The organism is Bradyrhizobium sp. USDA 4510, from assembly GCF_054059095.1.
Window position 1 is genome coordinate 2,279,710 of record NZ_JBSSBT010000001.1, and the last position, 25,177, is coordinate 2,304,886.

The following is a 25,177-nucleotide window of genomic DNA, read 5'->3' on the forward strand; positions in this document are numbered from 1 at the left end:
GAAGCGGGAGACCGGCTTTGCCTCCCGCGGCCGGCGCGCTACAACCTGGCGCAACGTCCAACAAAAAGGATATCCGCGATGTCCAACGCCAAGCTGCAGCCCGTCCTCGACCGTATCGACGCCGATTTCGACAACAGTCTCGAGCGGCTGTTCACGCTGCTGCGGATCAAATCGATCTCGGCCGATCCGGCCTTCGCTGATGACTGCAAGGCGGCTGCCGATCATCTCGCCAAGGATATCGCGACAGTCGGCTTCAAGACCGAAGTGCGGCCGACTGCCGGCCATCCGGCCGTGGTCGGCAAGCTGAACGGCTCGGCCGACGGACGCCCGCACGTGCTGTTCTACGGCCACTACGACGTGCAGCCGGTCGATCCGTTGAATCTCTGGCACCGTCCGCCGTTCGAGCCTGTCGTGACCGACCATGCCGACGGGCGCAAGATTATCGTCGCGCGCGGCGCCGAGGACGACAAGGGACAGTTGATGACCTTCGTCGAGGCGTGCCGTGCCTGGAAGACGGTGACGGGATCGCTGCCGGTCGACATCACGATCGTCATCGAGGGTGAAGAGGAGATCGGTTCGAAGAATTTCGTGCCGTTCCTCGAGGCGAACAAGGACGACCTCAAGGCCGACTTCGCGCTGGTCTGCGACACCGGCATGTGGGACCCGAATACGCCGGCGATCACCACCTCATTGCGCGGCCTGGTCTATGACGAGGTCAAGATCAAGGCCGCCAATCGCGATCTGCATTCCGGCGTGTTCGGCGGCGGCGCGCAGAACCCGATCCGCGTGCTGACGCGGATCCTCGGCGGCCTGCATGACGAGAACGGCCACATCACCATCCCCGGTTTCTATGACGGCGTGAAGGATTTGCCGCCGGATATTCTGGCCCAGTGGAAGCAGCTCAATCTGACGCCGGAGAGCTTCCTCAAGCCGATCGGCCTCTCGGTGCCCGCCGGCGAAAAGGACCGGCTCCTGATCGAGCAGGTCTCCTCGCGCCCGACCTGCGACATCAACGGCATCGTCGGCGGCTATACCGGCGAGGGCTCCAAGACGGTGATCGCGGCCGAGGCGTCAGCGAAGGTCTCGTTCCGCCTGGTCGAGGGACAGGATCCCGAGAAGATCCGAAAGGCGTTCCGCGACTATGTGAAGGCGCGCCTGCCGGCCGACTGCAAGGCCGAGTTCACCGACCATTCCAGCGCGCCGGCGATCGCGCTCGACTGGAACATGAAGCCGCTGGCAGCCGCGCGCCGCGCGCTGACCGACGAATGGGGCAAGGAGGCGCTGCTGATCGGCTCCGGCGCCTCGATCCCGATCGTCGCCGATTTCAAGCACACGCTCGGCCTCGACAGCGTGCTGATCGGCTTCGGGCTCGACGACGACAACATCCATTCGCCGAACGAGAAGTACGACCTCAAGAGCTACCACAAGGGCATCCGCTCCTGGGCGCGGATCCTGGCGGCGTTCGGCGACGCCAAATAGCGCAACGGCAATTCACGTAAAAACGCCGCCCGGAATTGGGCGGCGTTTTGATTCGGTAGTGCAGAGGGTGTTGGCCGTTAGCCTACCCGAAGATTATGAAATTTCAATCACGGTAGCCGGGATTGACCCGGTCGAGCTTGCGCAGCAGCGGCGGCCAGACCAGCTGGGTCGAGCGCAGCTCGGCGCGGTCCGGGTTGGAGAGCAGCTCGGTGTTCTTGTCGATCGCATGCTGGTCGACCGGATAGGCGATCGGTCCGAGCGCGCGGGTCGCCACCTGCATCGAGCAGGCGCGCTCCAGATGGTACATCCGCTCGAACGCGGAGGCGACCGAGCGGCCGACCGTCAGGGTGCCGTGATTGCGCAGCAGCATGTGGTTCTTGTTGCCGAGATCGCGCTGCAGGCGCGGGCGCTCGTCATGATCGAGCGCGATGCCTTCATAGTCGTGATAGGCGAGGTCGTGGGTGACGAGCTGCGCGGTCTGGTTCAGCGGCAGCAGCCCGTCGGGGCCGCTCGATACCGCAGTGCCGTCGACGGTGTGCAGATGGAGCACGCAGCCGGCGTCCTCGCGCACCTCGTGGATCGCCGAATGGATGGTGAAGCCGGCCGGGTTGATGCTGTAGTCGCTCTTCGAAAGCTGGTTGCCGTCGAGGTCGACCTTGACGAGGCTCGACGCGGTGATCTCGTCGAACATCAGCCCGTAGGGGTTGATCAGGAAGTGATGCTCGGGCCCCGGCACGCGGGCGGAGATGTGGGTATCGACCAGATCGTCCCAGCCATAGAGCGCGACCAGCCGGTAGCAGGCAGCAAGATTGATCCGCTGCTCCCATTCCGCCGCACTCATATCCGACGGCACTTCCTTCAGGCGCACTTCCGCTGGCGACATGGCCGATTGCTCCATTGATGGCGTTATTGCTTGGTCCAAGCGTAGCGCCGCCGCCGGACCGCAGCAAGGCAGGGTAACGGCGTGACAGTCATGTCGGCATGCGGCCCACGATCCGAACGGCGATCGTCAGTGGGCCAGTCTGATGCGTTACGGCGCCGGGATCGCCAGCAGGCTCGAGATGCTGCGGCCGCGGATGTCATAGACGCGGGCGAACACGACGTCGTCGCGCTTGATCTCGACCATGACCGGCGCGGCCAGGCCCTTGCAGTAGAATTCGCCGAGCGTCATCGCGAAGTCGGCGGCATTGCTGTCCCATCCGATCGTGAAATCGGGGCCGAGCGCGACCTGCGCGGGGCGCTGCGGTCCGCACACCGCGACCTTCCACTTGCGGTTCTGCGGCGGCACTTCCTGCCGCTCCGCCAGCTGCTCGCGCAGCCCGTCGGATGCCTGCTTCAGCGCCAGGCCCCAATAGTCCAGCATGAAGAAGTTGTCCGCGGTCCGCACCGTGCCGGCGATGTGGTTGAAGTGCGTGTACTGATACGGATGCAGGCGGATCATTTCGCTGAGCGGCAGCAAGAGGCCGAATGCGAACATGGCGAGCGCCGCGGGCTGCCAGGCGCGGCGGTTCTCGCCGAGCCAGTCCATGCCGCGCGCGAATGCGACGCCGGCCAGCACCGTCATCGGCGGAATCACGAAGATGAAGTGGCGGATGCCGTTATAGAGCGCCGGCCGCTTCACCATCGCGATCACCAGCGGCAGCGTCGCCGCCAGCGTCAGCATCAGCATGATCGACTTGCGCTTCGCGGTGACGTCATAGCGCGACAGCGACATCAAGGTGATGACGACGGCGGCGGCCAGCAGCACCAGCAGCACTTCGGGAAGCTGCAGCGCGAACAAGGTGGGCAGATAGGACCACGGCATGTCCGGCACCGACACCAGCGCGCCGTCGAACATCTCCTTCCACGGTTTCTCGAAGAAGTGCGAGAAATAGGTCACCGCTTCGAGCGGATGTCCGGGCTCCATGATCGACCACGGCCAGATCAGGCCCATCACGAGATAGCCCAGCAGAAGTCCCGGCAGCAGCACATAGACGACATGGGCAAAGCGGTGGGTCGCCTCGCGCGGGCCCTGCTTGCGGAATTCCTCGATCAGGAGCGGGACGAAGCCGACCACGGCGTAGATCAATGCGAGCCCGCCAAGCACGCGGCAGCCGATCGACAGGCCGGCCCCCAGGCCGACGATCAGGATGGTGCGCGGCGAGGGCGCCGGATATTCCTCGATCAGGCGGACCAGGCCCATGATCAGGACCACCATCGCCACGGCGAACGGCGCATCCTTCGGATTCATGAACATGTGGCCGTAGAAGGTCGGGCACAGCGCCAGCAGCAGCAGCGCCGCCAGTCCCGCCAGCGGGCCGCCGACACGGCGTGCCAGGCGCCAGGTTACGGCAAGGCCGATGACGCCGACGATCGCGCCGAGCAGGCGGCGCGTCTCGAACAGTTCGAGCGGAATGAGCTTGTGCAGCAAGGCCGCGGCCATGTCGAAGCCGCCGCCGTACATATACAGATTGGCAAACGACAGCGCGCCGGTGTCCTTGAACCCGGACTCGTACATGCGCAGCAGGAGGTCGGCATATTCAGCGTGGGTGTAATCGTCCCAGCCCAGACCGTAATCGCGGAACGTCAAGCCGGCGACCACGGCGACCACGCCGAGGACGAGGACAGCGAGATCGTCGCAGGTCTTCTCCACCGAGCGCCGCGCAGGCGCCTCGAGGGCAGACGTCGTAATCGATGACATAGCTAGTGATACCGGCGTGCCTGTGGCCCAGATTGGCGCTTTAGGGCCTCATTCCCCGGCATCCATAGCGCAGTTCCGTTTCCGAGTAATTGGTAATTGTGGCGTAATTTCCCAGATGCGTTGCAATAAATTGGCAGCAATTCGTAGCCAGTAGATCTACGGGAGCTGGCTGCCCGACAGCCACTGCGGCCGCGGTGAAGCAACGCATCGCGGCTTGGTTAAGCGGGATTTTAGGGAACTCTGTCTACAATTGGCGGTTGGCGGTGTGGGCAATATGACGGTATCGTGGCGTTGGTGGCCCGCGCCGATTTTCGGATGGGTCTCCCGGGGGTTAGTTCGATGAAGGTTGGTCTGTTGGTCGTCGGCGCGGGCCTGGTCGTGGCGGGCCTGGCGGCGATCGGCCTCGGAATTCCAAACAAGGAATTCAGCGTCGGCGGCACGTTGATCGCAACAGGCGTGACCGGCGCATGTACCGGCGTGATTGTTCTCGCCCTTGCCGCCATCCTTCGCGAACTCCAGGCCATGGGCGACCGGCTCGATGCCGTCGTGGCAGTGGGTCTGCGGTCCGGGTCGCCGTCTGCAACTTCCCCGCGCGGCACTCCCGACGATCCGGTGTTCCCGCCGCCTGAGCCGAAGGTCTCGGCGCCTCCGCCGCTGGCTCCAGCGTTCCCGCCATCCGCTCCCGCGGCGCCGCCCTGGCACGACGAGATCGCCTCGCGCGGCGCATCAGGCGAGGTGCCGCCGCCCGCACCGGCGGCCGCGCCCGCGGATGGCGCTGCGCCGCCCAAGCGGCGCAATCTGCTGTTTTCCTCCTCGCGCAAGGAGCGCGAGCGGAGCCAGGGGCGTGCCGCCGAACCGCTCACGCCGGATCTGTTGTCGCCGGAACTGCGTCCGAATCCGGGTGGTTCGGCCGAACCGGCGTCGGCAACCTTCGACGATGCCTGGCCGAAGGCCGACCGGCCGCGGCCGGTCGACGTCGCCCCGCGGCGCGGCCCCCGGACGCCATCCACCTTCGGCGAGGCCCAGTCGGCCGCCGCCGCCTCGCCGTCGTCGGGCCATCCGCCGCCGCCGCAGGAGCAGCCGCCGGTGACCGTGCTCAAATCCGGCGTCGTCGACGGCATGGCCTATTCGCTCTATTCGGACGGATCAATCGAGGCGCAGATGCCGGAGGGCATGATGCGATTTGCCTCGATCGACGAGCTCAGGTCGCATCTGGAGCAGCGGCCTTAAGATCCGGGCCAATACTTGCGCGCGGCCGGCCCGTAGCCGGAAACGCGGCCGTTGTTGTCAGATTTGCTGCAATTCGTGCATATTCGCAAAGTAGTACGCGATTCCATTAATGTATTGCTGCGCATGGATACTGTCCGGTGGGCGCCGGGCTGCCGAGAGCACGGGGAAGATTGAGCCATGTCCGATACGTCAGGCAAAACGCCGGTCGAGCTGACCGCCAACATCGTTTCGGCCTATCTCAGCAACAATCCGACGCCGGCCTCGGACATTCCGAACCTGATCAGCCAGGTCCACTCCGCTTTGCTGCGGGTGTCGAGCGGACGCAACGACACGCCGAGCGAGCCGGCCAAGCCTGCGGTGTCGATGAAGAAGTCGATCACGCCCGAATATCTGGTGTGCCTCGAGGACGGCAAGCGCTTCAAGTCGCTGAAGCGCCATCTGCGCACCCAGTACAACATGACCCCGGAGCAGTATCGCGACAAATGGGGCCTGCCGGCCGACTATCCGATGGTGGCGCCGAACTATGCGGTGGCGCGATCGCAGCTCGCCAAGAAGATGGGTCTCGGTCAGCAGGCGCGGAAGCGGAAGTAAAGATCTACGCGGCGGACGCCAGCGCCTCGCGCGCATCGTTGCGGATGCGGTCGACCATCGAGCGCAGGCCGTTGGAGCGCTGCGGCGTCAGATGGTCGCGGAAGCCGAATTCGTCGAACAGCGCGAGCGCGTCGGTGCCGAGGATTTCCTTGGGCGTTTGCCCAGAAAACAGCGTCAGCACGATCGCGACCAGGCCGCGCACGATGTGGGCGTCGCTGTCGCCGATATAGATCAGGCGCGGTTCGCCGTTGGCATCGCGCTCGATCCGCTTCGACAGCCAGACCTGGCTGACGCAGCCCTGCACCTTGTTCTCGGCCGAGTGCTCCGCCTCCGACAACGGTTCGAGCGTGCGGCCGAGCTCGATGACATAGCGGTAACGGTCGTCCCACTCGTCCAGCAGCGCAAAATTGTCCCTGATTTCGTCGATCGTCGTCATCGTGGCCCGCTTCCTGTCCTTGACGGCTTATATAGGAAGGCGGGCCGCGAAAGCGATGAAAATGGAACCGGTTCCCGGCTGTTTTGACGCGTTTTCTTCACGCGAACCGGTGCCTGCCTCGCTCGACAGCGCTTTGGTTTCCGCTCACGGCGTCGGCGGCAGGCGGAATTCGATCGACTGATCCTCCGCGGTCAGCGTGTCGCGGAACGCGGTGGCTGAATCGGTCTCGTCCTGGCCGATCGAGCCGGTGTGGTCGGGTGGCTTCTTGTCGGTGATGATCTGGTAGAGCTTGCGCGCCCCGTCGGTCGCGCGCTGGCCGATCGCGGTCGCGGCCTGGCCGCCGACCTCGCAGGCAGACGGCTGGCGCTTGCAGAACTGACCCATGTCGTTGATCGTCGCGGTCGCGGCCGACACCGCGTCCGACGCGCTGATCTGCGGCGCCTTGTCCGCTTCGGGTGTTTTGTCTCTCGGCAGCAGCACGAGCACAAGCCCGAGCCAGAATGCCAAACGCAGCAGGAAGAACATGGCGCGATCCCGGTCGTCTGTCTTGTTTTGCTTCTTGCGCGGTCGATGCCGCTATTGGCCTTGAGGGTTAGCATCGGTCGATAAATCGGAAGTATCTGCATTGAAGTAAATCCGCCGAAAAATCGCGGAAAATTCGCCTGAATTGATTCGCCGTAAATTTTCGATTGATGGCGGCCGACGCGCGCCGGATACGCAGGATTCGCCCCGTCCACCATTTCGAAACCATAGAATGTCGCATCCGGAAACCAGCCGTTCACCATCCCCGACAAATGGCCGGTGAATAGCGGGTCAAGCCCGCTCCAATGCACGGTGTTTGGCGGCAGGCCGCCCAGCCTTAGCGTTCGCTTAAGTTCGCTCTGACACGTTGACCTGCAATCACGAAGGAGGCGTTCCGGCGCGTCTGTGTTGACGATTGAGCCGAAGCGCGAGTGCTGTGAGTAGTTTGAGTCTGATCCGCGATTGCCTGGATGCGCTGCTGCATCCGTCGGCGCAATATGATGCGCTGACGCGTGCGCGCCATCGTGCCTTCATGGCGCCGCGGCTGCTCGGCAGCCTGGCGGCGCTTGCCTCGTTCCCTGCCTTTCTTGCGATGCGCGGTGCGCCGACGGCGATCGAGGTCGCGGCATTCGCCTGGCTGATCGCGCCGATCCTGCTGTCGTGGTTCCTGTCGCGCACCGGCCGCTATGAAGGCGCGCATGTGCTGTCGTCGCTGGCGCTCGCCGGTCTCGTGATGATGATCGCGGCGACGACCGGCGGCCTCGCCTCGTTCGCCGCCGTGTGGCTCGTCGTCATTCCGATCGAGGCGGCGCTGTCGGCCTCCCGGCGCGTGGTGGCGTTTGCGTTCGCGCTGGCGATGATCTGCGCGGCGCTGCTGAGCGTGCTCGGCCATTATCATGTACTGCCGGTCGTCGATCCCGCGGTTGCTTCGAACAGCACGCTGGTCGGCTTCGGCGTCGTGTCGGCGATCTTCTACGCCGCCGGGCTCGCCTTCGGTGCGGAGTCGCTGGCGCGCACCAGCGTGGCGCTGCTCTATGTCGAGGAAGAGCGCTACCGCCTGCTCGCGCATAACATGAGCGACGTGCTGTCGCGGCACAGCCGCAACGGCGCGGTGCGCTTCATTTCGCCCGCGGCCGAGAACATGCTCGGCGTGCCGGCATCGCGGCTGTTGGGCCACGGCCTGTTCGACCGCGTTCATGTCGCCGATCGCCCGGCCTATCTCACGGCGCTGTCGGACGCCGCGCGCGGTGACTCCCGCAGCGTCGAGTTCCGCGTGCGCCGTGACGGTGCGCGGGGCGAAGCCGTCGCCGAATTCATCTGGGCCGAGATGCGCTGCCGCCCGCTCGATCAGGCCGCCGCCGATGCCGAGGTCGTCGCCGTGATCCGCGACGTGACCGATCGCAAGGTGCAGGAGCAGGCGCTCGAACAGGCGCGCAATGTGGCCGAGCAGGCCGATGCGTCGAAGACGCGCTTCCTGGCCACCATGAGCCACGAACTGCGCACCCCGCTCAACGCCATCATCGGCTTCTCCGAGATGATCGCGCAGGAAGACGTGCTCGGCCTCGACGTGGCCCGCCGCAAGGAATACGCGCAGCTGATCAACGATTCCGGCCAGCATCTGCTGTCGGTCGTCAACGGCATCCTCGACATGTCGAAGATGGAGTCCGGCAATTTCGAGATTTCGCCGGAGCCGTTTGCGCCGCGGCCTGCGCTGCTCAATTGCTGCAATCTTGTGGCGTTGAAGGCGCGCGAGAGCGGCGTCGATCTCGTCACCCGCGTGCCCGACGATCTGCCGATCGTGAACGGCGATCCGCGCGCGTTCAAGCAGATCGTGCTCAATCTGGTCTCGAACGCCATCAAGTTCACCGAGCGCGGCGGCAAGGTCACCGTGTCGGCCGGTGTCGAGGGATCGCGGCTGGTGCTGCGTGTCTCGGACACTGGCGTCGGCATCGCCGCCGATGATCTCAAGCGGATCGGCGATCCGTTCTTCCAGGCCGGCAAGACTTATCAGCGCCGCCACGAGGGCACCGGTCTTGGTCTTTCCATCGTGAAGGGGCTGGTCGGCCTGCACCACGGCGAAATCAATGTGGAGAGCAAGGTGGGCGAGGGCACCATTGTATCGGTCGCGCTGCCGCTGGCGTTCACCCCGCCCGCCGCCGTCGAGCCGTCCAGCAATGTCTCGACCCTGAAGCCCGCGCTGCGTTCCGGACTACAAGAGCAAACCCATCAGGTGAAGAAGAGTGCCTAGACAGACTTTGGATGACGATGAAACGCCGCGCCGTCGCCGCGGCGCCAAGGCAGTGGCCATCGCGGCCGAGGAGGAACGTGGCCTCGTCCTGCGCCTGCTGCTGCACAGTCCGAAGGATCTGGTCGCCGGCGTGCTGGCGACGTCTGCCATCGTTGCGATCCTGATCAATGCGCTGTTCCTGCAGGCGGGCCGTCATCCGTCGCCGATGTTCGGCGGTTCGGTTGTGACGCTGCCGCCGCCGGCCCCGGTTGCCGCGGCCACCAGCCCGATACCGCGCCCGCGTCCGGCCGAGGCGGCTGCCCGATCGGCCGAGCCCGTCGACGTGAAGCCGGTGGAGACCAAGCCGGCCGAGACCAGGTCCGTCGAAGCCAAGCCGGCAGAACCCAAGGTCGAGGCCAAGCCGGTCGATCCGATGGCCAATCTGGTGCTGAAATCGACCACTGCGCCACCGGCCGCAGCACCGTCCCCGGCCGCCGCGCCGTCCAGCGTCATTCGTCCGCCGGCGTCGATTCCGACACAGCATCTGAGCCCGGCCGGAAAACGCATCGCCGCGGTCCAGCGTACACTGACCGAGTATGGCTACGGCCAGCTCAAGCCGACCGGCACGATCGGCGCCGACACCCAGCACGCGATCGCGAAGTTCGAGCGCGCCCGCAAGCTGCCGGTGACCGGACAGATGTCCGATCGCCTGGTGCGCGAGCTCGGCGCGATGATCGGCCATTCGATCGAGTAGTCTCTCTGCGAAGGCATTGAATATGTATTCGTCATGCCCGGGCTTGTCCCGGGCATTGACGTCTTTGAGACTTGTTGCAGCCAAGACGTGGGTGGCCGGGACAAGCCCGGCCATGACGAGTTAAGGCGCGTCGCCCAGCAGAACGTCCCTGACCTCGTCGGAGAACAGCTTCCTGCGGCCGGCCACCAGCACCCATTCCGGATCGTCGCGATCCGGAATAGCGCGCGGCATGCCGTGATCGAGCAGGGCCTGCGCGCAGGCCACCCAGTCGCCGCCCCTGACCGGCTCGTTGCAGGAGGCCCATGACAAGGAGCGCGGACACGTTGTCGCCGAAGCCGTGCTGCTCGGTCCACTCCGCGCCGTGCTCGAGCAGGAATCGCGTCAGGCCGGCATTGCCGCGGAACACCGCGTGATTGAGTGCCGACGCATCCCAATCGCCGCCGCGCACCGTGATCGGCCAGCCGAGCTCGACCATCAGCCGCACCGCATCGTCGCCGCCTGCCGCGGCGAGCTCCGGGAGCAACCGCAATTGCCGCGGTGAAAGTGAACCTGGAAGATCGGGCCGACCGGCCTGGATTCGCCGCGCCTCGCTCTCGTCACCGCTGCTGCACGCCGCGACGAACCGCTCATCATCGGCAAGCGTCTCGTCGCCGGTACGCTCGCGGAGCAACTCGGCGACCTCGGTCAGTCCGAACTGCAGCGCGTACCTGTAGGCGCTGAGCCCGCCTGGTGTCGTGATGCGCGGATCCGCGCCGGCGTCGAGCAGTATCGCGATGCAGGTTCGCGACCGCCGCCGGCGGATCGCCCACAGCAACGGCGAGCCGCATTCGGTCAGCGGCGCGTTGCCGGCGGGTTCGTTTGGATTGCCGCCGTGCCGCAGCAGCAGGTCGAGCGCCGCCACGTTCTCGTCATCGAGCACCTTGTACATCGCGTTGGTGCCGGCGATCCGTGCGCCATGCTCGAGCAGCAGGCCAGTCGTCACCGAGCCTTCGAGCGAGTGGTAGAGCGATTCATTGTCGTTCGGGTTGGCGCCCGCTTCGAGCAACAGTTTGGTCAGTTCGAGATCGTGGTTGCGGCCGGCGGCGCCGTACAGCGCTGACAGCGGATTGCTGTCATCGGGTGCGTCGAGCGTTCCGGGCGGCCAGCGGCTGCTGATGTGCTGGTCGGGATCGGCGCCGGCCTGCAGCAGCAGGCGTGCGCAGCGATGCAGCCGCGCTTCAAATTCCGGAATCTGCAGCAGGCTGGAATGCGTCACGGCGACCAGCGGCGGCAGTTTGAACGGACCGCCGGCACGGTTGACCCATGTGGGATCGTCGTTGGCGGTGCGTTGCACTGTCTCCTCGTCACCGATGGCGCAGGCGAGATAGGGATCGTCGGCGACAAGACTGGAATCCTCGGTGAGCATCCGCGCCGCAACGCGCGGATTGGCGCGGTCGGTGGTGCCGGCGACGTCCGCGGCATAGACCAGCTGCAGCCATCGCCGCACGCGATCGGCCTTGCTTTTACCGGACGGCAATTGTGCGTCGACATAGCGCCGCAGGTCCGGCCAGGAGGCGAAGCCGAGATCGCGCGCCACGCAGGACTGCGCATCGTGCAGCTGCAGATTGAGCGCGGCGATTTGAGCGTCGCTGCGCCCGGCCGCAGCCGGAAGCGCATGCCGGAAACGCGCGTAGGCCTCTGGCGCCTGCCGCCGATAAAGGCGAATGAGCTCCTTGGCCTGCTTCTTCAGATGATCGAGATTCAATCGCCCGGGCGATCGGTCCATGGAAACCTCCGTGCATCATCGCCGATGGTCCACAAAACCGGCTGCACAAAGGCTTGGTTGGCCGCTCAATTGGTGCAAGTGGGTTCAACCCTTCCCGTGGACCCGGGCGCGGCTTGCACCGCAGATGCAAGGATATGGGTGACGATTGGTTCGGTCAACCCGCCGCGGCGTGACGACATCTGTGACAATTGGACGTGACCGCGCCGCTGGCCTATAGCTCGGCGCATGCGATTGAAAACAAGCATTTGGGTCGCGGCGTATCTGCGCCGCTGCCAGACCGAGGGCGTGTTCGGCGCAGTCCGCAAGAAGGGCGCTGAGGAAGCCGGCGCCGTGTTCGTCAAGGTGGCGTTGATGGACGGCAACGCGATGCTGTATGCGCCGGCGCCGCAGACGGTCTATGACGACAGCCGTCCGGTCGAGCGGCTGTTCGTGCCGATGGCACCACAGCCGGTATCCGAGCCGTCTGTCGAGGAGCGCTTGACCAAGGAGCTCCGCTTTGATCCCGATGCCTGGATCGTCGAGACCGAGGACCGTGCCGGGCGGCACTTTCTTGATCTGGCGAAAAACTAGCTTCCGGACTTCTGGTTGCGAATGGCGGGCGCGCTGCCGGGCTGCAACGCGGGGCGCGTCTGCGACGCCGTCGCGCGCACGCGATGACGCTCATCGTCATAGAGCGACGAGCGATACCTGGCGCGGGCCACCGCCATGGTCGAGCCGCGCCACGCCGCCAGCATCACCAACGCCGAGCGCTCGCTCAGGCGATCGTAGAGCCGCGACAGCCGATAGACGTAGTTGACCGAGGAGCCGGCTTCCGGATTGAGGAACATCAGGATCCGCTGGAACGCGGCGCTCGACACGTCAAGCGCCCGCATCGCGCAGGCGAGCGGCTCGCCGCCGGGATCGTTGACGACGTCCGCGGCGATCCGCGACGGCAGGATCAGCGCCTCGCCGAGTTCGAGCGTGAAGTTATCGAGGTCCTCGGCAAACGCTGCCATCTCCAGGATATGGATCGCGCGCGCGGCGCGCGCGGCCGGGATCCGCGCCGCGGCCTTCAGCGGCGTCTCCTGCAGATTGTGCAGGATCTGCGCGCGCTCCCTCGTGCTGGCGGCAAAGAACATGTCGGAGATTTCGGCGGCATCGTTTGGCCGCATGGCAAGGCTCGCGGCCATCCGCAGCTCGGCTTCGGTCGGGACCTTGGCCGGCAGCGCTGACGGGGCGGGCGCGGGAATTGGCGTGGCCGCCGGCATCGGCTGGTCGGGACCGACGCGGCGCAGCCCGAGCTTGTCCACGATCCGCGCGGGCGTCGCCGGATAGATCGCAAGCCGCGCGCGGACCGCGGCACGCGTCGCGTCGTCGACCTCGTCGATCAGGCGCGTCGTCAACTCGACGAACTGGCGCTCTTCATCGGCGGAGTGGGCGCTCGCCTGCACATAGAGGTCGGTCAGGACGCGCAGCAGCGTCGGGCGGATGTCGACGCCCTCGCGACGGGAGAGCGTCATCAGCCCATCGAAACCAGGAAATAGCGGAGCTGCGCTCATCTCGGGCGTACGCGACTTGCCAGTGAACTTCGGTTTGAAAGCCTTGTGGCAGCGAGCCTACGCAGGCTGTTTTAAGAGGCAGTTAAGGAAAACAAGCCGTGAAGGTGAATGCTCGAATTTGCGCGTGTCTATTAAGGCACAGCGCCATATCCGTAACCGTCCGTACCGGCGGCTTAAGATGTCATTAACCATGCGCGTTCTTAACTCGGCGTGCGCGGGGCAAATCATGTCCGTGCGGGGCCAGAGAGAACGGAACATGGGCACCATCGTTGAGTTTCCGGCGGATGCGGCTGCACGGCGGCCGGGCATGGCCGGTGCTGCCGGCGAAGGCATGGGGACCGTACTGATCCTTCCCGTCGTCCGGATCGAGCGAACGACGGAGGAGACCGGCGGTGGTCGCGGACCGGAGCAGGGCACTGCGCAGGGCCGCCGTCGCCGACGCCGCTCCTGATCGCGGACATCGGGCAATGCCGGAGCTTGTGCAGCGGACCGTCGCGCGGCGGTCACTCCCGGCGCTGATCCTGCTGCTGGCAGGCTCGGCGCTCGCCGGCTGCAGCGGCGGCGATTTCGGCCGCACCCGCGCCGATTTCCGCAACGACGATATGCATCGCTGGATCGGTGCCGAGGCGACCGGCAGCATCGGCAAGAACGCCTCGCAATTCCAGCTCACCGAACACGAACGTCAGCTGCGCGACCTCGCCTATCAGTTCATCGAGCCGCCGCTGTCGCGTCCGGCGTGGAAGAGCGTATTCGGCGACTACCAGCCGCTGCCTTCGCCGTGGCGGCAGAGGGTCGTGTTCGATCGCACCGCCTATGGCCGCAATTTGATCGACGAGCCGCATCGCTCGTTCGCCTCGCGCTATTCGCTGCTGATCGACGAGGTGCGCGACGACATCACCCGCTTCGAGCCGTTCTTCGCCACCGCGATCCAGGTGATCGAGCTCGATCGCAAGCGCAATGCCAGCCTCCACATGATCGCCGATGTGTCGCCGCGTGAACGCGCCGATGCGGTGGCGCGGATGGAAGAGAACACGCTGATCGTGCAATGGGTCCAGCAGGCCCTGGAGCGGCGCATCTCGTCCTATCGCTGGGCGCTGGAGCGGCTGGTGATCCAGGCGCCAGACGGCATGGCGGCCGACGCCGAGCGCCAGATCAACGAACTCGCCCGGCTCACCGCCAATGCGCCGCTCATCTCCGCGCCGGTGACGGGCCAGGCCGTGGTGACGAAGGGCTAGTCTAGGCACGCTTCGTTTTCTTCGCCGTCGATTTGACCCGGCGACTGTTGGCTTGCCGTGGCAAGCTCGCAATGAATGCCTTCAGCGCATCGGAGGGCGGGTGGGCCGAGGGGTAGGCGAGGCCGACCTGGCGCGTCACGTCGATATCGATCGCGCGCGTCGCGACGTCCGGATTGCCGCGCGCCACGCCCTCGGGGACGATCGCGACGCCGACCCCAGCCGCGACCAGCGCCATCGCCCATTCCTCGGATTCCGCGATCGCCACCGGCTTGCGCGGCGGTGAGGCACCCTTGAAGAATTCCTGCTGCTCGCAATGGCAACGATCGATCATCGGAACGCCGGCGAAGTCGGTGGTCCGGAGCGTCTCCTTCAGCGTCAGCGGATGCGAGGGCGGCAATGCCGCGACATAGCGCTCGCTCCACAGCGGGATGAAGTGCTCGCCGGCGCCGACCATGGTCTTGGCGACGATCCGCGCGTCGGCCTTCTCGCTGGCGCCGACCAGCCGGAGCGCAAGATCGGTATTGCCGGTCAGCGGCTTCAGCAGCGCGATGGTCCGGGTCTGATCGAGCGTCCGCAACAGGCCGAGCGTCAGCGCCTGCCGCGTCGCGGGCTTGCGGAAGAGGTTTCGCGCCGCGTCCGCCTCGTCGATGATCCTGCGGGCGATGCCGTGAAACTGCGCGGCTGAGGCGGTCGGGGCCATGCCCTTCTTGTGCCGGATGAACAGCGTGGTGCCGAGCTCGGCCTCGAGATTGGTGATCGCCGCCGAGATCGACGGCTGCGAGATGAAGCAGCGCTTCGCCGCGGCGGTCAGATTGCGCTCGCGGTAGACTGCGGCGAAGTAGCGGAGTTCGCGGATATCCATAGGCACATCCTATCACATCGATAGAAAGACAATATTTTACCTATGGAAATGCGAGTGGCAAGTCTGCGCCTGTTACAGCGGAGGACTTGTCATGCGCATCCACCATCTCAACACCGGCACGATGTGCCCGATCGGAAAGCGGCTCGTGAACGGCAGCGGCAGCATCTTCCAGCGGGCGCGGATGGTCTGTCATTGCCTGCTGGTCGAGAGCAATGACGGCCTCGTGCTGGTCGACACGGGAATCGGGCTCGACGATATCGGCGACCCACCGCGGCTTGGACGCAAATGGGTGCGGCAGACGACGCCGCGGCTCGATCCGGCCGAGGCGGCGGTGCGGCAGGTCAAGGCGCTCGGCTTCTCGCCGGACGATGTGCGCCATGTGCTGCTGACGCATCTCGACCGCGATCACGCCGGCGGCGTGCCGGACTTTCCGAAGGCCAAGGTGCACGTCCATCGGAAGGAGTACGACATGGCGGTGACGCATCAGGTCGCGCCGCCGCAGGGGCGCTACATCACGGCGCAGTGGCAGCACGGGCCGGACTGGGCGTTCTACGGTGCCGGCGGCGAGGACTGGTTCGGCTTCAAGGGCGTGCGCGCGCTCGGCGACCGCGAGCCTGATATCCTGATGATCCCGTTGCCGGGCCACACGCTCGGCCATTGCGGGATCGCGGTGCGCGACAAGGACAGCTGGCTGCTGCACGCCGGCGACGCCTATTTCCACCATGCGCAGCTCGATGCCAGGCCGCGGATCCCGCTGGTGCTCGGCATGTTCCAGCGCCGGGCGGACATGGATCGCGCGATGCGCATCCAGAACCAGGAGCGGCTGCGGCAATTGAAGGCGGCGCATGGCGCTGATGTGACGATCGTCAACAGCCACGATCCCGTCGACTACGAGACCTGCCGCTGCGGCCGGCACGCGCTCGCCGCGAGCTAGCGCTTGCGTGCCGCAGGCGGCGGGGCCGGCACAGGCAGCGGCGGCGGCGCCTCCTGCTTGGCCGCGACCGGCTCGGTCTGCACCTTGCAGGAGGAGGCGGCGAGCGAGGCCTGCGCCTGCGGCATCAGGCCGGGCTCCGGCGCCAGCGCCTTCAGGAGGATCAGGCCGGTTGAGGTCGGCGAGTCGATGATCAGCCGGTCGGCAGCGGTGATTTCCTCGTCCTCCGGCAGCTCGTTGTGCTGCGCTTCCGTCATCAGGTCGAGCTCGATCACCTTCTTGCCGGCCGAGCGGTCGTTGATCGCGTAATAGGCGACCTCGTTGCGGGTGTAGAACGACACCGACGTATAGGCCTGGCTGACCGGCACGGTGAGCTTGAGCGGCCCGGTCGAGAGATCGTAGCGGCAGATCGCCACCGCGAAGGCCGGATCCATCAGCGGCATCGGCGAATGGCTCGGGTCGGCCAGCGGCAGCTGCGTCACCTCGTTGAGCTTGGTCATCGGCGTCAGTCGCGAATAGGCGTCCTGCGAGGCGATGCGCGGCAGCGCCAGCACGCTGACGAGATGCACCACGCCGCCGAGCAGCACGCCTGCGAGGATGGTGAGCAGCACGCGGATCATGGGCAGCCCGTCGTTGTGATCGACGGCATTGGCGCGTCGCGCTGGGTGCGGGTCGCGACCCCGACCGGCGTGTCGTAGAGCCGCAGCATCAGCGCGTAGCGCTCGATGCCGCCGGTCGGCAGCCAGTTGCCGGCGCGCGAGCGCGAGGCGATGTGGATCTCGAACGTGCCGTCGGAGGCGCGCATGATCTCCTGGCTGGTGAAGCCGTAGCGCTGCAGCGAGTTGGCGACCAGGTGCCCCTTGCGGTCGAACAGTGTCAGCGTCCAGAACCGCGCCGCCGGTGTCACGCCGCTGACCACGATGTCGCAGCGGCCGTCGAGCGGCTTGTTCTTGTCGTCTGTGGTCGCCGAGAACGCGATGCCGTCGCCGGTGCCGATCGGCAGCTCGCCGCTGCGCGCGATGGTGGCGCGCGAGTAGGGATCGACATCGGAGGTGCCGCTCTTCGGCCGCGCGGTCCAGGCACCGATCTTCAGCGTGCCGAGATCGGTGCCGCGGGTCGCCGTCGCGTAGGTCAGGCCGAGGCCGACGGCGGTGGCGATGACGAGTGCCAGCAAAGTGGTGAGGAGGAGCCGCACGTCAGTTCTTGCGTGGCGGTGCCGGTGTCGCGCCGTCCGGCCCGGCCGCGGCAACGTAGTTTTCGGGGAACGCCAGCGCGCTCGAGGACTCGGCCTTGCCGGTCTTCGAGGACTCGTTCAGCGTGGTCTTGCCGGTGGTCTTCTCAGCCGTCCTGGCCGCGTCGTCGAGCAGCTTCTCGACCCGCACCAGGATATCCGCGCCGCGCTTGGTCAAGACCGGCGGCGGGCCCGGCTTGGTCTCCAATACGCGCGGCGCCGCGTTGGCCTGGGCATTGGCCTGCGCCGGCTGCGGCGGCAGCTTCTGGCCCATGCCGACGCCGACGAGCTCCTTGACCTCCACGCCCTGATGCGCCGCGACCATGATGTCGTGCCAGGTCTGCGCCGGCAGCGAACCGCCGGTCATGCGGTTGGTCGGCGAATAGTCGTCATTGCCGTACCAGACCGCGCAGGTGAAGTTGCCGGTATAGCCGACGAACCAGGCGTCGCGATAGGCGTTGGTGGTGCCGGTCTTGCCGGCGGTCGGAATGCCGTCGAGCGCGGCGCGGCGCGCGGTGCCTTCGCTGACCACGTGGCTCATCATGCCCGCCATATCGGCGGCGATGTTCGGCGGAATCGCTTGCCGCGGTTTCGGGCCGTCGCGGTCCCAGCGCCAGACCAGGTCGCCGGCGCCGGTGCGCACCTCGAGCACCGAATGCGGCGTCACTGCCTTGCCGCGGTTCGGGAAGGTCGCATAGGCGACCGCGTGCTCCAGCACCGTGACTTCGTCGGAGCCGATCGGCAGCGATGGCGTATCGGGCAGCGGCGCCTTGAGGCCGAAGCGCCGCGCGACTTCGACGATCTTGGCGCGGCCCGCCTTCGGCCCTTCCTTGCCGCCCATCATGATCGAGAGCTTGACCGGCACCACGTTGATCGAGCGGGTGATCGCCTGCGTCAGCGTGACCTGACCCGAATAGGAATGGCCATAGTTTTGCGGGCACCAGTTGCCGATGCAGACCGGGCCGTCGACGATCTTCGAGTTCGGCGTGAAGCCGTTCAGCAGCGCCGTGGTGTAGACATAGGGTTTGAACGACGAGCCCGGCTGGCGATAGGCGTCGGTGGCGCGGTTGAACTGGCTCGCACCGTAGTCGCGTCCGCCGACCATGGCGCGGATGCCGCCGTCGAGATCGGACACCACGGTCGCGGCCTGCGTCGCGTGATAGTCGCGCCCGAACTGTCGCAGCTGGTTCTCGATCGCTTCCTCGGCCGCCTTCTGCACGTTCATGTCGATCGCGGTGCGGACCACGAAGACGCGCTCGGTGTAGGATTTCGGGAAGGTGTCGACCAGCTTGCGCATCTCGTCGAAGGCGTAGTCGAGATAGTAGTTCGGCGAGTTCTCGTCGCGCCGGTCGACCGCGACCGCCGGATTGCGGCGGGCGCCGAACACCTGGCCCTCGGTCATGAAGCCGGCATCGACGAGGTTGTCGAGCACGACATTGGCGCGGGCGCGGGCCGCGGGCAGGTTGATGTGCGGGGCGTATTTGGTCGGCGCCTTGAACAGGCCGGCGAGCATCGCGGCCTCCGCGAGATTCACGTCGCGCACCGACTTGTTGAAATAGAAATGCGCCGCGCCGTCGACGCCGAAGGTGCCGCCGCCCATATAGGCGCGGTCGAGATAGAGCTTCAGGATCTCGTTCTTGGTGAGCCGCGTCTCCAGCCAGATCGCGAGGAAGGCTTCCTTCACCTTGCGCTCGATGGTGCGCTCGTTGTTCAGGAACAGGTTCTTGGCGAGCTGCTGGGTGATCGACGAACCGCCCTGGCGGACGCCGCCGGCCTGCGCGTTGGTGACCAGCGCGCGGGCAAGGCCCGGCACGTCGATGCCGAAATGGTCGTAGAAGCGGCGGTCCTCGGTCGCGAGCGTCGCCTTGATCAGATTGTCCGGAAAATCTTCCAGCGGGATCGAGTCATTGTGCTTGATGCCGCGGCTGCCGATCGGGTTGCCGTAGCGGTCGAGGAACGTCACCGCGAGGTCGGACTTCTTCAGCCAGTCCTCGTCGGCGGTCTCGCGGAAGGCGGGGATCGCGAGCGTCAGCATCAGGATCATGCCGCCGAGCCCAAGGGTTGCGGCCTCCGACAGCGGCTCGATGAACACCCAGCGCTTCCAGCGGCCGACATAGAAGCGGTCCATGAAGGTGGAATAGCGCTCGTAGAGCTCGCGCAGGCCCTTGCCCGACGAGAACAGCGTCGAGTCGATACGCGCATCGAGGTCCAGGAAGAAGTTCCGGACCCTCTGTTTCCAATGGGACGGCATGATCTGAAAGGACCGGACCCTTGATCAGTTCGACTGCGCTGTGGGCGCCCAAACCGGGCACAGGGCAGCGTCTTGCTTCGATGTTGCGGCAATCCCAAGGCGCTTTTGCGTCGATGGGGACTCGTTCGTTGTTCTATCCGAGCGGCTGCCATAAACCAATGGCGCGGCTTGTGAATTTAATGGGAGCCCTAACGCTGCCCACCGGCTTTTTCGACCCCGCAATACCACCCCCTTGCGCAAGCGTTGCCGGCATCCCAAGAAGAGTTGCACCGCCATTTCAGGGATATCATGACCGCATCGCCCAAGCGCCCGTCGGACCAGGAGGGATTCTTCTGGAAAACCAAGACGTTGGAAGAGATGTCCAACGCCGAATGGGAGAGCCTGTGTGACGGCTGCGCACGGTGCTGCCTGGAGAAGCTCGAGGACGAGGACACCGGCAAGATCTATTTCACCCATATCTCCTGCAAGCTGCTCGATTCCGGCCTCTGCACCTGCAAGGACTACCCGAACCGTTCCGACCAGGTTCCGGATTGCGTCCGTCTGACACCCGAAAACGTCCGGACGCTGAACTGGCTGCCGCCGAGCTGCGGCTACCGGCTGGTGGCCGAGGGGCGGGACCTCTATTGGTGGCATCCCCTGATCTCGGGCGATCCCAACACCGTCCATGAAGCCGGCGTCTCGGTGCGCGGGCGGGTGGAGGGCACCGAGCTCGATGTCAACGACGCCGATCTCGAGGATCATATCGTGCGATGGCCGGCGCTGCTGCCGAAACGGGCACAATTGAAGAAGCGGCCGAAAACGCTGGGCAAGACGACCAAAGCGTGACGTCGTCGCCGCGTCCGCGATCACGTCACCGCGAGAACATCGCGGCGGGATGCACCCATGCGCTGGGGTGCCTGCCTCAGCATTCAATTGCTGCATAAATTGCGAAGCAGAGAATGATTCCATCGCGGGACGCGCCCGCGCAGCAGCATTACGCCTCAAATGAACAAGTATGAACGGCAGAGCCGGATTCCTGCCGACCAAGAGACATTGCCCGACGACATTGCCGAAGAGCTGTCCCGCCTTCCGAGCGAGGTGATCGAACTCAGCGAAGCGCCGCCGCTGGCGCCGCCGGCACCACTCAATCCGGACGAGGTCCGCACCATCGTCATCAGCCTGATGCTGACGATGTTCCTGGCCGCGCTCGACCAGACCATCGTCGCGACCGCGCTGCCGACGATCGGGCGCCAGTTTCACGACGTCACCAATCTGTCCTGGGTGATCACGGCCTATCTCTTGGCCTCGACAGCGGTGGCGCCGGTGTTCGGCACGCTGAGCGACATCTATGGCCGCCGCGTCATGATCATCACCTCGCTCAGCCTGTTCGTGGTCGGCTCGGTGCTGTGCGCGATCGCGCCCAGCATGACGATGCTGATCGTTGCCCGCGGCCTGCAGGGGCTCGGCGGCGGCGGCATCATGCCGGTAGTCCAGACCGTGATCTCCGACGTGGTGAGCCCGCGCGAGCGCGGCCGCTATCAGGCCTATTTCTCCAGCGTCTGGATGGCCGGCGGCATTCTCGGCCCGGTGGTCGGCGGCGTGTTCGCCGAGCATCTGCACTGGTCGATGATCTTCTGGATCAATCTGCCGCTCGCGGCGGCGGCGCTGGCGCTGCTGTTGCCGAAGATGGGCAAGATCCCGGTGTTCCACCGCAAGCGCAAGGTCGACTGGCTCGGCGGCATCCTGCTGATGGCCTCGGCCGTCGTGTTGATGCTGGTGCTGACCTGGGGCGGCACCCGTCTGTCCTGGCTGTCGCCGACCATCACCGCGATGGTGGGCGCCTCGATCGCGCTCGCCGGCGCCTTCGTCTGGCACGCGCGCCGCGCCGACGAGCCGTTCCTGCCGCTGTCGCTGCTCGGCGGCTCGGTGGTGCCGTTCGCGATGGGGGCGGGCGGCTGTGCGCTCGGCGCCATGGTCGGCCTCACCGTGCATCTGCCGCTCTATTACGAGGTGGTCTATCATCTCACCGCCAGCGAGGCCGGCCTCGCGCTGATCCCGCTCGCGGCGATCTCGACCTTCGGTGCGGCGATCGCCGGCCGGACCATGGCGAAGGCCAAGCACTACAAGCGCGTCGCCATCGTCGGCACCTCGGTGGCCGCGATCTGTGCCGTCGGCATGGCGGTGACGACGCTGCCGCTGTGGGGATTATTGCTGTTGATGAGCGTGTTCGCGCTCGGCCTCGGCACCACATTCCCGATCAGCGTGGTGTCGTTGCAGAACGCGGTGGCGCGGCCGCAGGTCGGTACCGTGACCGGCGCGATGAACTTCTTCCGCGCGATGATGGCCTCCTTCACGGTCGCCGCCTTCACTACCATCCTGCTGATGACGCTGGGGACCGACATCTCGCTCGCCGGCGAGCATCATGCCGCCTCCGCCGGCACCGTCAGCGCGATCCCGATGGCCGACATGATCCATGCGTTCCGCTACGTGTTCGGCGCCGCCGCCGTGCTGCTGACCACCGCCTCGATCTGCATGATCACGATGGAAGAGCGCCCGCTCGCTGGTCCCGCCGCCCGCCCGCCGGCGGAGATGGCGGAGTAGAGGCAGTCGACTCATACACCGCTGTCGTCGCCGCGGCGGATGTTGTGAATCGGACTCGTCGTTCCAAATCGCGTAACAATGAGCATCCGTGGTTGTGGGTCCCCGCTTTCGCACTAGGGCATTTACACATCTCTTCGAGGCTAGAAAACCGACTCATCATCAAGGGGTTAGCTACTAGGCGAGAGCCGAAATCGGCGGGCGCAACCCTAGTGCAGATGAGTAAGCTCTCTGCGGTTTTCGGCCAACTCTTTGAGAAGACTCCGGAAAGACTGCGGAGGATATGTATATACGCTAGCGCTTTCGCAGGGACGGCACTGAGCTTGTCGCACGGCCAGCGGGCAACAATCCGCGTTCTCGCGACATGAATTGCCCGAGCCGTGCTTTTCGTTCCGCTCTCTCCGCTTCGCTCGCCCCGCGTAATTTGCGCAGCGGGGAATGACGATCTGAGCGATCGGTGCACCACCACTTTATTCCCCCGCTGCCTCATGTTTGTTCATTTGGTGAGCGCCGACCCACTACTTTAGTCACCGTCCTTGCATGGCGATCTGCGCGCAGTTTCACTTGCTGCGCATTTTGTCGCGGCTATAGTCGCGCCCCAAGAGCTCGAAGCAGCCGAAGAAAAAGAGGAGAGAAACAGGGTGACAAGAACATTGCGACTCCCCGTGCACGCGATGCAGAAACTTGCAGGAGCGGCCATGTTGGGCCTGTTGGCTGCGGCGCCGAGCGGAGCGCTGGCTGCCGACACCCTCAAGATCGGCGTGATCGCCGAAGCGCAGGCGATTGCCGGTGCATCGATCCCACAGGCGGCGCAGCTGGCCGCCGACGAGATCAATGCCAAGGGCGGCATCGACGGCCGCAAGATCGAGATCGTCAGCTACGACAACCACTCGTCCTCGGCGGATTCGGTGCGCGCGTTCCAGCGCGCGGTCAACGAAGACAAGGTCAACGTCGTCATTTCGAGCTACATCAGCGAAGTGGTGCTGGCGCTCGAGCCCTGGGCTTCGCGCCTGAAGACGCCGTTCGTCACGCCCGGCGCCGCCTCCAACGAGATCAGCAAGAGCGTCCACGCCGATTACGAGAAGAACAAGTACACCTTCCACGGCTACCTGACCTCGGCCGCGCTGGCGCTGTCGGTCTGCGACGCCGCCAAGGAGCTGCTGGTCGATCAGAAGCACATGAAGACCGCGGTCATCATGAGCGAGGATGCCGCGTGGACCAAGCCGCTCGATGTCGGCTACGAGGAGTGCCTGCCGAAGATCGGGCTCAAGGTCGTCGACCATATCCGTTTCTCGCCCGACACCACCGACTTCACGCCGATCTTCAACAAGGTCGAAGGCTCCAAGCCCGACGTGATCATCACCGGCATCTCGCATGTCGGCGTGCAGCCGACGGTGCAGTGGAAGAACCAGCAGGTGCCGATTCCGATGTTCGGCATTTCCTCGCAGGCGACCAATGAGACCTTCGGCAAGGACACCAACGACGCGGCGGAAGGCGTGCTGTATCAGGGCGTGTCCGGCCCGAACGTCGCGGTGACGCCGAAGTCGGTGCCGTTCGCGGAAGGCTTCAAGAAGCGCTACGGCAACTATCCGTCCTACGCGGGCTACACCGCCTATGACGAGGTCTACTACATCGCCGATGCGGTGAAGCGCGCCGGCTCGGTCGAGGCCGACAAGATGGTCGATGCGCTGGAGAAGACCGACTGGGAAGGCACCATCGGACGCGTCCAGTTCTACGGCAAGGACGATCCGTTCACCCATTCGATCAAATACGGCAAGGGCCTGATCACCGGACTGATGCTGCAGTGGCAGGGCGGCAAGCAGGTCGCGGTCTGGCCGAAGGAGGTCGCCAAAAGCGATCTCAAGTTCCCGAGCTTCATCAAGGTCACCACGAACTGACCGATGATCATGCTCCCGGGCCCCACCCGGGAGCATCCCTGTTCGGTTCTGTGTCCTCCACAACAGGCAGCCCTGCTGCCGCGGCCAATCTGAGATGCTTGCCTTACAAATCCTGATCGATGGCTTTGCCATCAGTGCGCTCTATGCGCTCGGCGCCACCGGTTTCACCCTGATCTTCGGTGTCTCCGGCGTCCTCAATCTCTCCCACGGTGCCATCATGGTGGCCGCGGCGGTCGCGGCCTGGGCCGCGGCCAGCGTGCTGCACCTCGACATCTACACCGGCGCGCTGTTCGGTGTCGGCGTCGCGCTGATCGTGTCGTTCGCGACCTATTTCGCGGTCGTCAAGCCGATCCAGAATTCAACGCGGATCCCCAACGAGGAAAAGGAAATCTTCGTCCTCACCGGCACCCTGCTGTGGGGCATCATGATCCAGGAGCTGATCGCCTATTTCTTCACCAACAACGCCAAGACGGTGCTGCCGATCGTCGAGGGTGTCGTCGATATCTTCGGCAACCGCACACCGCGCAACAATATCTTCACCGCGCTGGTCTGCTGCCTCGTGATCGGCCTGCTGTGGCTTCTGGTGAACCGCACCAGGACCGGCAAGGCGGTACTGGCGGCCTCGATGAACCCGCGCGGCGTCACGCTGCTCGGGCTCGAGCTCACCCAGATCTACATCGTGGTGTGGGGCATCTACGGCATTCTCGCCGGCATCGCCGGCGTGCTGCTCGGCATGTTCCTCGGCGTCAGCTCCTACAGCGTCGGGCCGCTGACCGCGAGCGCGTTCTCGATCGTCGTGCTCGGCGGCCTCGGCAGCGTGTCGGGCTCGCTGATCGCAGCCTTCGTCGTCGGCTATCTCGAGACCATCACGGCCTACATGATCTCGCCGGCCTATCGCACCATTCCGGCGCTGCTGCTTCTGGTGTTCGTGATGTATATCCGGCCTCAGGGCCTGCTCGGGAGGCGCTGA

Annotated in this window: 23 protein-coding genes; 13 read left to right on the forward strand and 10 right to left on the reverse strand. The window is 65.6% G+C overall.

The window, feature by feature from the left end:
* Positions 1-78: 78 nt before the first annotated feature.
* Positions 79-1,479 (forward strand): M20/M25/M40 family metallo-hydrolase, encoded by a 1,401-nt coding sequence (locus ACVMDN_RS10055; RefSeq protein WP_253587382.1) that lies wholly within the window; start codon positions 79-81, stop codon positions 1,477-1,479.
* Positions 1,480-1,582: 103 nt separating this feature from the next.
* Here ACVMDN_RS10055 and ACVMDN_RS10060 read toward each other — a convergent pair whose 3' ends face one another.
* Complete coding sequence (locus ACVMDN_RS10060; RefSeq protein ID WP_456835271.1) at positions 1,583-2,362, reverse strand: class II aldolase/adducin family protein; 780 nt, start codon at positions 2,360-2,362, stop codon at positions 1,583-1,585.
* A gap of 147 nt (positions 2,363-2,509) precedes the next feature.
* Entirely contained in the window at positions 2,510-4,159 is a 1,650-nt protein-coding gene (locus ACVMDN_RS10065) for a glycosyltransferase family 39 protein (protein ID WP_076833154.1), read from the reverse strand.
* Between the two features lie 339 nt (positions 4,160-4,498).
* Between ACVMDN_RS10065 and ACVMDN_RS10070 the strand changes: the two genes are divergently transcribed.
* Positions 4,499-5,389, forward strand: a complete 891-nt coding sequence (locus tag ACVMDN_RS10070; protein ID WP_316394547.1) for a DUF308 domain-containing protein — start codon at positions 4,499-4,501, stop codon at positions 5,387-5,389.
* A gap of 177 nt (positions 5,390-5,566) precedes the next feature.
* On the forward strand, positions 5,567-5,980 hold the full coding sequence (locus ACVMDN_RS10075) for a MucR family transcriptional regulator (protein ID WP_057015640.1): 414 nt from the start codon (positions 5,567-5,569) through the stop codon (positions 5,978-5,980).
* Between the two features lie 4 nt (positions 5,981-5,984).
* On the opposite strand, the gene ACVMDN_RS10080 is transcribed toward ACVMDN_RS10075, so the two are convergent.
* Positions 5,985-6,416, reverse strand: a complete 432-nt coding sequence (locus ACVMDN_RS10080) for a SufE family protein (protein ID WP_141343262.1) — start codon at positions 6,414-6,416, stop codon at positions 5,985-5,987.
* A 144-nt stretch (positions 6,417-6,560) separates the two neighbouring features.
* Positions 6,561-6,941, reverse strand: a complete 381-nt coding sequence (locus ACVMDN_RS10085; protein WP_168856462.1) for a DUF5330 domain-containing protein — start codon at positions 6,939-6,941, stop codon at positions 6,561-6,563.
* Between the two features lie 433 nt (positions 6,942-7,374).
* On the opposite strand from ACVMDN_RS10085, the gene ACVMDN_RS10090 reads away from it, so the two are divergent.
* Complete coding sequence (locus ACVMDN_RS10090) at positions 7,375-9,186, forward strand: PAS domain-containing sensor histidine kinase (RefSeq protein WP_200844492.1); 1,812 nt, start codon at positions 7,375-7,377, stop codon at positions 9,184-9,186.
* Positions 9,179-9,919, forward strand: a complete 741-nt coding sequence (locus ACVMDN_RS10095) for a peptidoglycan-binding domain-containing protein (protein WP_199805192.1) — start codon at positions 9,179-9,181, stop codon at positions 9,917-9,919. The genes ACVMDN_RS10090 and ACVMDN_RS10095 overlap by 8 nt, the downstream gene beginning before the upstream one ends.
* Before the next feature lie 31 nt (positions 9,920-9,950).
* Here the strand turns inward: ACVMDN_RS10095 and ACVMDN_RS10100 are convergent, their stop codons facing one another.
* Positions 9,951-11,684 carry an ankyrin repeat domain-containing protein gene (locus ACVMDN_RS10100; RefSeq protein ID WP_456843636.1) on the reverse strand — a complete coding sequence of 578 codons (1,734 nt, stop codon included), beginning with the start codon at positions 11,682-11,684 and terminating at the stop codon, positions 9,951-9,953.
* Between the two features lie 225 nt (positions 11,685-11,909).
* On the opposite strand from ACVMDN_RS10100, the gene ACVMDN_RS10105 reads away from it, so the two are divergent.
* On the forward strand, positions 11,910-12,254 hold the full coding sequence (locus ACVMDN_RS10105; protein WP_456784350.1) for a DUF1491 family protein: 345 nt from the start codon (positions 11,910-11,912) through the stop codon (positions 12,252-12,254).
* Here the strand turns inward: ACVMDN_RS10105 and ACVMDN_RS10110 are convergent.
* The gene (locus tag ACVMDN_RS10110; protein WP_143271184.1) at positions 12,251-13,183 is read right to left on the reverse strand and encodes a DUF2336 domain-containing protein; all 933 of its coding nucleotides are present in this window, start codon (positions 13,181-13,183) and stop codon (positions 12,251-12,253) included. The genes ACVMDN_RS10105 and ACVMDN_RS10110 overlap by 4 nt on opposite strands.
* A gap of 295 nt (positions 13,184-13,478) precedes the next feature.
* On the opposite strand from ACVMDN_RS10110, the gene ACVMDN_RS10115 reads away from it, so the two are divergent.
* Positions 13,479-13,673: a hypothetical protein gene (locus ACVMDN_RS10115; protein ID WP_026192521.1), complete on the forward strand. Its 195-nt coding sequence runs from the start codon at positions 13,479-13,481 to the stop codon at positions 13,671-13,673.
* Between the two features lie 16 nt (positions 13,674-13,689).
* Positions 13,690-14,457, forward strand: a complete 768-nt coding sequence (locus tag ACVMDN_RS10120; protein ID WP_038379546.1) for a hypothetical protein — start codon at positions 13,690-13,692, stop codon at positions 14,455-14,457.
* Between the two features lies 1 nt (position 14,458).
* Here ACVMDN_RS10120 and ACVMDN_RS10125 read toward each other — a convergent pair whose 3' ends face one another.
* Positions 14,459-15,319, reverse strand: coding sequence for a LysR family transcriptional regulator (locus ACVMDN_RS10125; protein WP_316394526.1), 861 nt, complete (start codon positions 15,317-15,319; stop codon positions 14,459-14,461).
* Between the two features lie 91 nt (positions 15,320-15,410).
* Between ACVMDN_RS10125 and ACVMDN_RS10130 the strand changes: the two genes are divergently transcribed.
* Positions 15,411-16,253, forward strand: coding sequence for an MBL fold metallo-hydrolase (locus ACVMDN_RS10130; RefSeq protein WP_456835269.1), 843 nt, complete (start codon positions 15,411-15,413; stop codon positions 16,251-16,253).
* On the opposite strand, the gene ACVMDN_RS10135 is transcribed toward ACVMDN_RS10130, so the two are convergent.
* Genes ACVMDN_RS10135 through ACVMDN_RS10145 form a run of 3 tightly spaced genes read right to left on the reverse strand, consistent with a single transcriptional unit; the run spans position 16,250 to position 19,732 of the window.
* On the reverse strand, positions 16,250-16,870 hold the full coding sequence (locus tag ACVMDN_RS10135) for a DUF1254 domain-containing protein (protein ID WP_057020197.1): 621 nt from the start codon (positions 16,868-16,870) through the stop codon (positions 16,250-16,252). The two genes, ACVMDN_RS10130 and ACVMDN_RS10135, sit on opposite strands and share 4 nt — an antisense overlap.
* Positions 16,867-17,445 (reverse strand): DUF1214 domain-containing protein, encoded by a 579-nt coding sequence (locus ACVMDN_RS10140; RefSeq protein ID WP_456835268.1) that lies wholly within the window; start codon positions 17,443-17,445, stop codon positions 16,867-16,869. The genes ACVMDN_RS10135 and ACVMDN_RS10140 overlap by 4 nt, the downstream gene beginning before the upstream one ends.
* Position 17,446: 1 nt before the next feature.
* Positions 17,447-19,732, reverse strand: a complete 2,286-nt coding sequence (locus tag ACVMDN_RS10145; RefSeq protein WP_456835267.1) for a transglycosylase domain-containing protein — start codon at positions 19,730-19,732, stop codon at positions 17,447-17,449.
* Between the two features lie 288 nt (positions 19,733-20,020).
* On the opposite strand from ACVMDN_RS10145, the gene ACVMDN_RS10150 reads away from it, so the two are divergent.
* The 4 genes from ACVMDN_RS10150 to ACVMDN_RS10165 all read left to right on the forward strand — a co-directional run bounded on the left by ACVMDN_RS10150 (position 20,021) and on the right by ACVMDN_RS10165 (position 25,177).
* Positions 20,021-20,557 carry a YcgN family cysteine cluster protein gene (locus tag ACVMDN_RS10150; protein ID WP_057020199.1) on the forward strand — a complete coding sequence of 179 codons (537 nt, stop codon included), beginning with the start codon at positions 20,021-20,023 and terminating at the stop codon, positions 20,555-20,557.
* A 159-nt stretch (positions 20,558-20,716) separates the two neighbouring features.
* Positions 20,717-22,312: an MDR family MFS transporter gene (locus ACVMDN_RS10155; protein WP_057020200.1), complete on the forward strand. Its 1,596-nt coding sequence runs from the start codon at positions 20,717-20,719 to the stop codon at positions 22,310-22,312.
* A gap of 695 nt (positions 22,313-23,007) precedes the next feature.
* The gene (locus ACVMDN_RS10160) at positions 23,008-24,207 is read left to right on the forward strand and encodes an ABC transporter substrate-binding protein (RefSeq protein WP_244620850.1); all 1,200 of its coding nucleotides are present in this window, start codon (positions 23,008-23,010) and stop codon (positions 24,205-24,207) included.
* A 94-nt stretch (positions 24,208-24,301) separates the two neighbouring features.
* Positions 24,302-25,177, forward strand: coding sequence for a branched-chain amino acid ABC transporter permease (locus ACVMDN_RS10165; RefSeq protein ID WP_050424320.1), 876 nt, complete (start codon positions 24,302-24,304; stop codon positions 25,175-25,177).

What these genes read in the sequence shown, in the direction of transcription:
- ACVMDN_RS10055 (WP_253587382.1), top strand. Translation starts at nt 79, where the DNA reads ATGTCCAACGCCAAGCTGCAGCCCGTCCTCGACCGTATCGACGCCGAT.
- ACVMDN_RS10060 (WP_456835271.1), bottom strand. Translation starts at nt 2,362, where the DNA reads ATGTCGCCAGCGGAAGTGCGCCTGAAGGAAGTGCCGTCGGATATGAGT.
- ACVMDN_RS10065 (WP_076833154.1), bottom strand. Translation starts at nt 4,159, where the DNA reads ATGTCATCGATTACGACGTCTGCCCTCGAGGCGCCTGCGCGGCGCTCG.
- ACVMDN_RS10070 (WP_316394547.1), top strand. Translation starts at nt 4,499, where the DNA reads ATGAAGGTTGGTCTGTTGGTCGTCGGCGCGGGCCTGGTCGTGGCGGGC.
- ACVMDN_RS10075 (WP_057015640.1), top strand. Translation starts at nt 5,567, where the DNA reads ATGTCCGATACGTCAGGCAAAACGCCGGTCGAGCTGACCGCCAACATC.
- ACVMDN_RS10080 (WP_141343262.1), bottom strand. Translation starts at nt 6,416, where the DNA reads ATGACGACGATCGACGAAATCAGGGACAATTTTGCGCTGCTGGACGAG.
- ACVMDN_RS10085 (WP_168856462.1), bottom strand. Translation starts at nt 6,941, where the DNA reads ATGTTCTTCCTGCTGCGTTTGGCATTCTGGCTCGGGCTTGTGCTCGTG.
- ACVMDN_RS10100 (WP_456843636.1), bottom strand. Translation starts at nt 11,684, where the DNA reads ATGGACCGATCGCCCGGGCGATTGAATCTCGATCATCTGAAGAAGCAG.
- ACVMDN_RS10105 (WP_456784350.1), top strand. Translation starts at nt 11,910, where the DNA reads ATGCGATTGAAAACAAGCATTTGGGTCGCGGCGTATCTGCGCCGCTGC.
- ACVMDN_RS10110 (WP_143271184.1), bottom strand. Translation starts at nt 13,183, where the DNA reads ATGACGCTCTCCCGTCGCGAGGGCGTCGACATCCGCCCGACGCTGCTG.
- ACVMDN_RS10115 (WP_026192521.1), top strand. Translation starts at nt 13,479, where the DNA reads ATGGGCACCATCGTTGAGTTTCCGGCGGATGCGGCTGCACGGCGGCCG.
- ACVMDN_RS10120 (WP_038379546.1), top strand. Translation starts at nt 13,690, where the DNA reads ATGCCGGAGCTTGTGCAGCGGACCGTCGCGCGGCGGTCACTCCCGGCG.
- ACVMDN_RS10125 (WP_316394526.1), bottom strand. Translation starts at nt 15,319, where the DNA reads ATGGATATCCGCGAACTCCGCTACTTCGCCGCAGTCTACCGCGAGCGC.
- ACVMDN_RS10130 (WP_456835269.1), top strand. Translation starts at nt 15,411, where the DNA reads ATGCGCATCCACCATCTCAACACCGGCACGATGTGCCCGATCGGAAAG.
- ACVMDN_RS10135 (WP_057020197.1), bottom strand. Translation starts at nt 16,870, where the DNA reads ATGATCCGCGTGCTGCTCACCATCCTCGCAGGCGTGCTGCTCGGCGGC.
- ACVMDN_RS10145 (WP_456835267.1), bottom strand. Translation starts at nt 19,732, where the DNA reads ATGCCGTCCCATTGGAAACAGAGGGTCCGGAACTTCTTCCTGGACCTC.
- ACVMDN_RS10150 (WP_057020199.1), top strand. Translation starts at nt 20,021, where the DNA reads ATGACCGCATCGCCCAAGCGCCCGTCGGACCAGGAGGGATTCTTCTGG.
- ACVMDN_RS10155 (WP_057020200.1), top strand. Translation starts at nt 20,717, where the DNA reads ATGAACAAGTATGAACGGCAGAGCCGGATTCCTGCCGACCAAGAGACA.
- ACVMDN_RS10160 (WP_244620850.1), top strand. Translation starts at nt 23,008, where the DNA reads ATGTTGGGCCTGTTGGCTGCGGCGCCGAGCGGAGCGCTGGCTGCCGAC.
- ACVMDN_RS10165 (WP_050424320.1), top strand. Translation starts at nt 24,302, where the DNA reads ATGCTTGCCTTACAAATCCTGATCGATGGCTTTGCCATCAGTGCGCTC.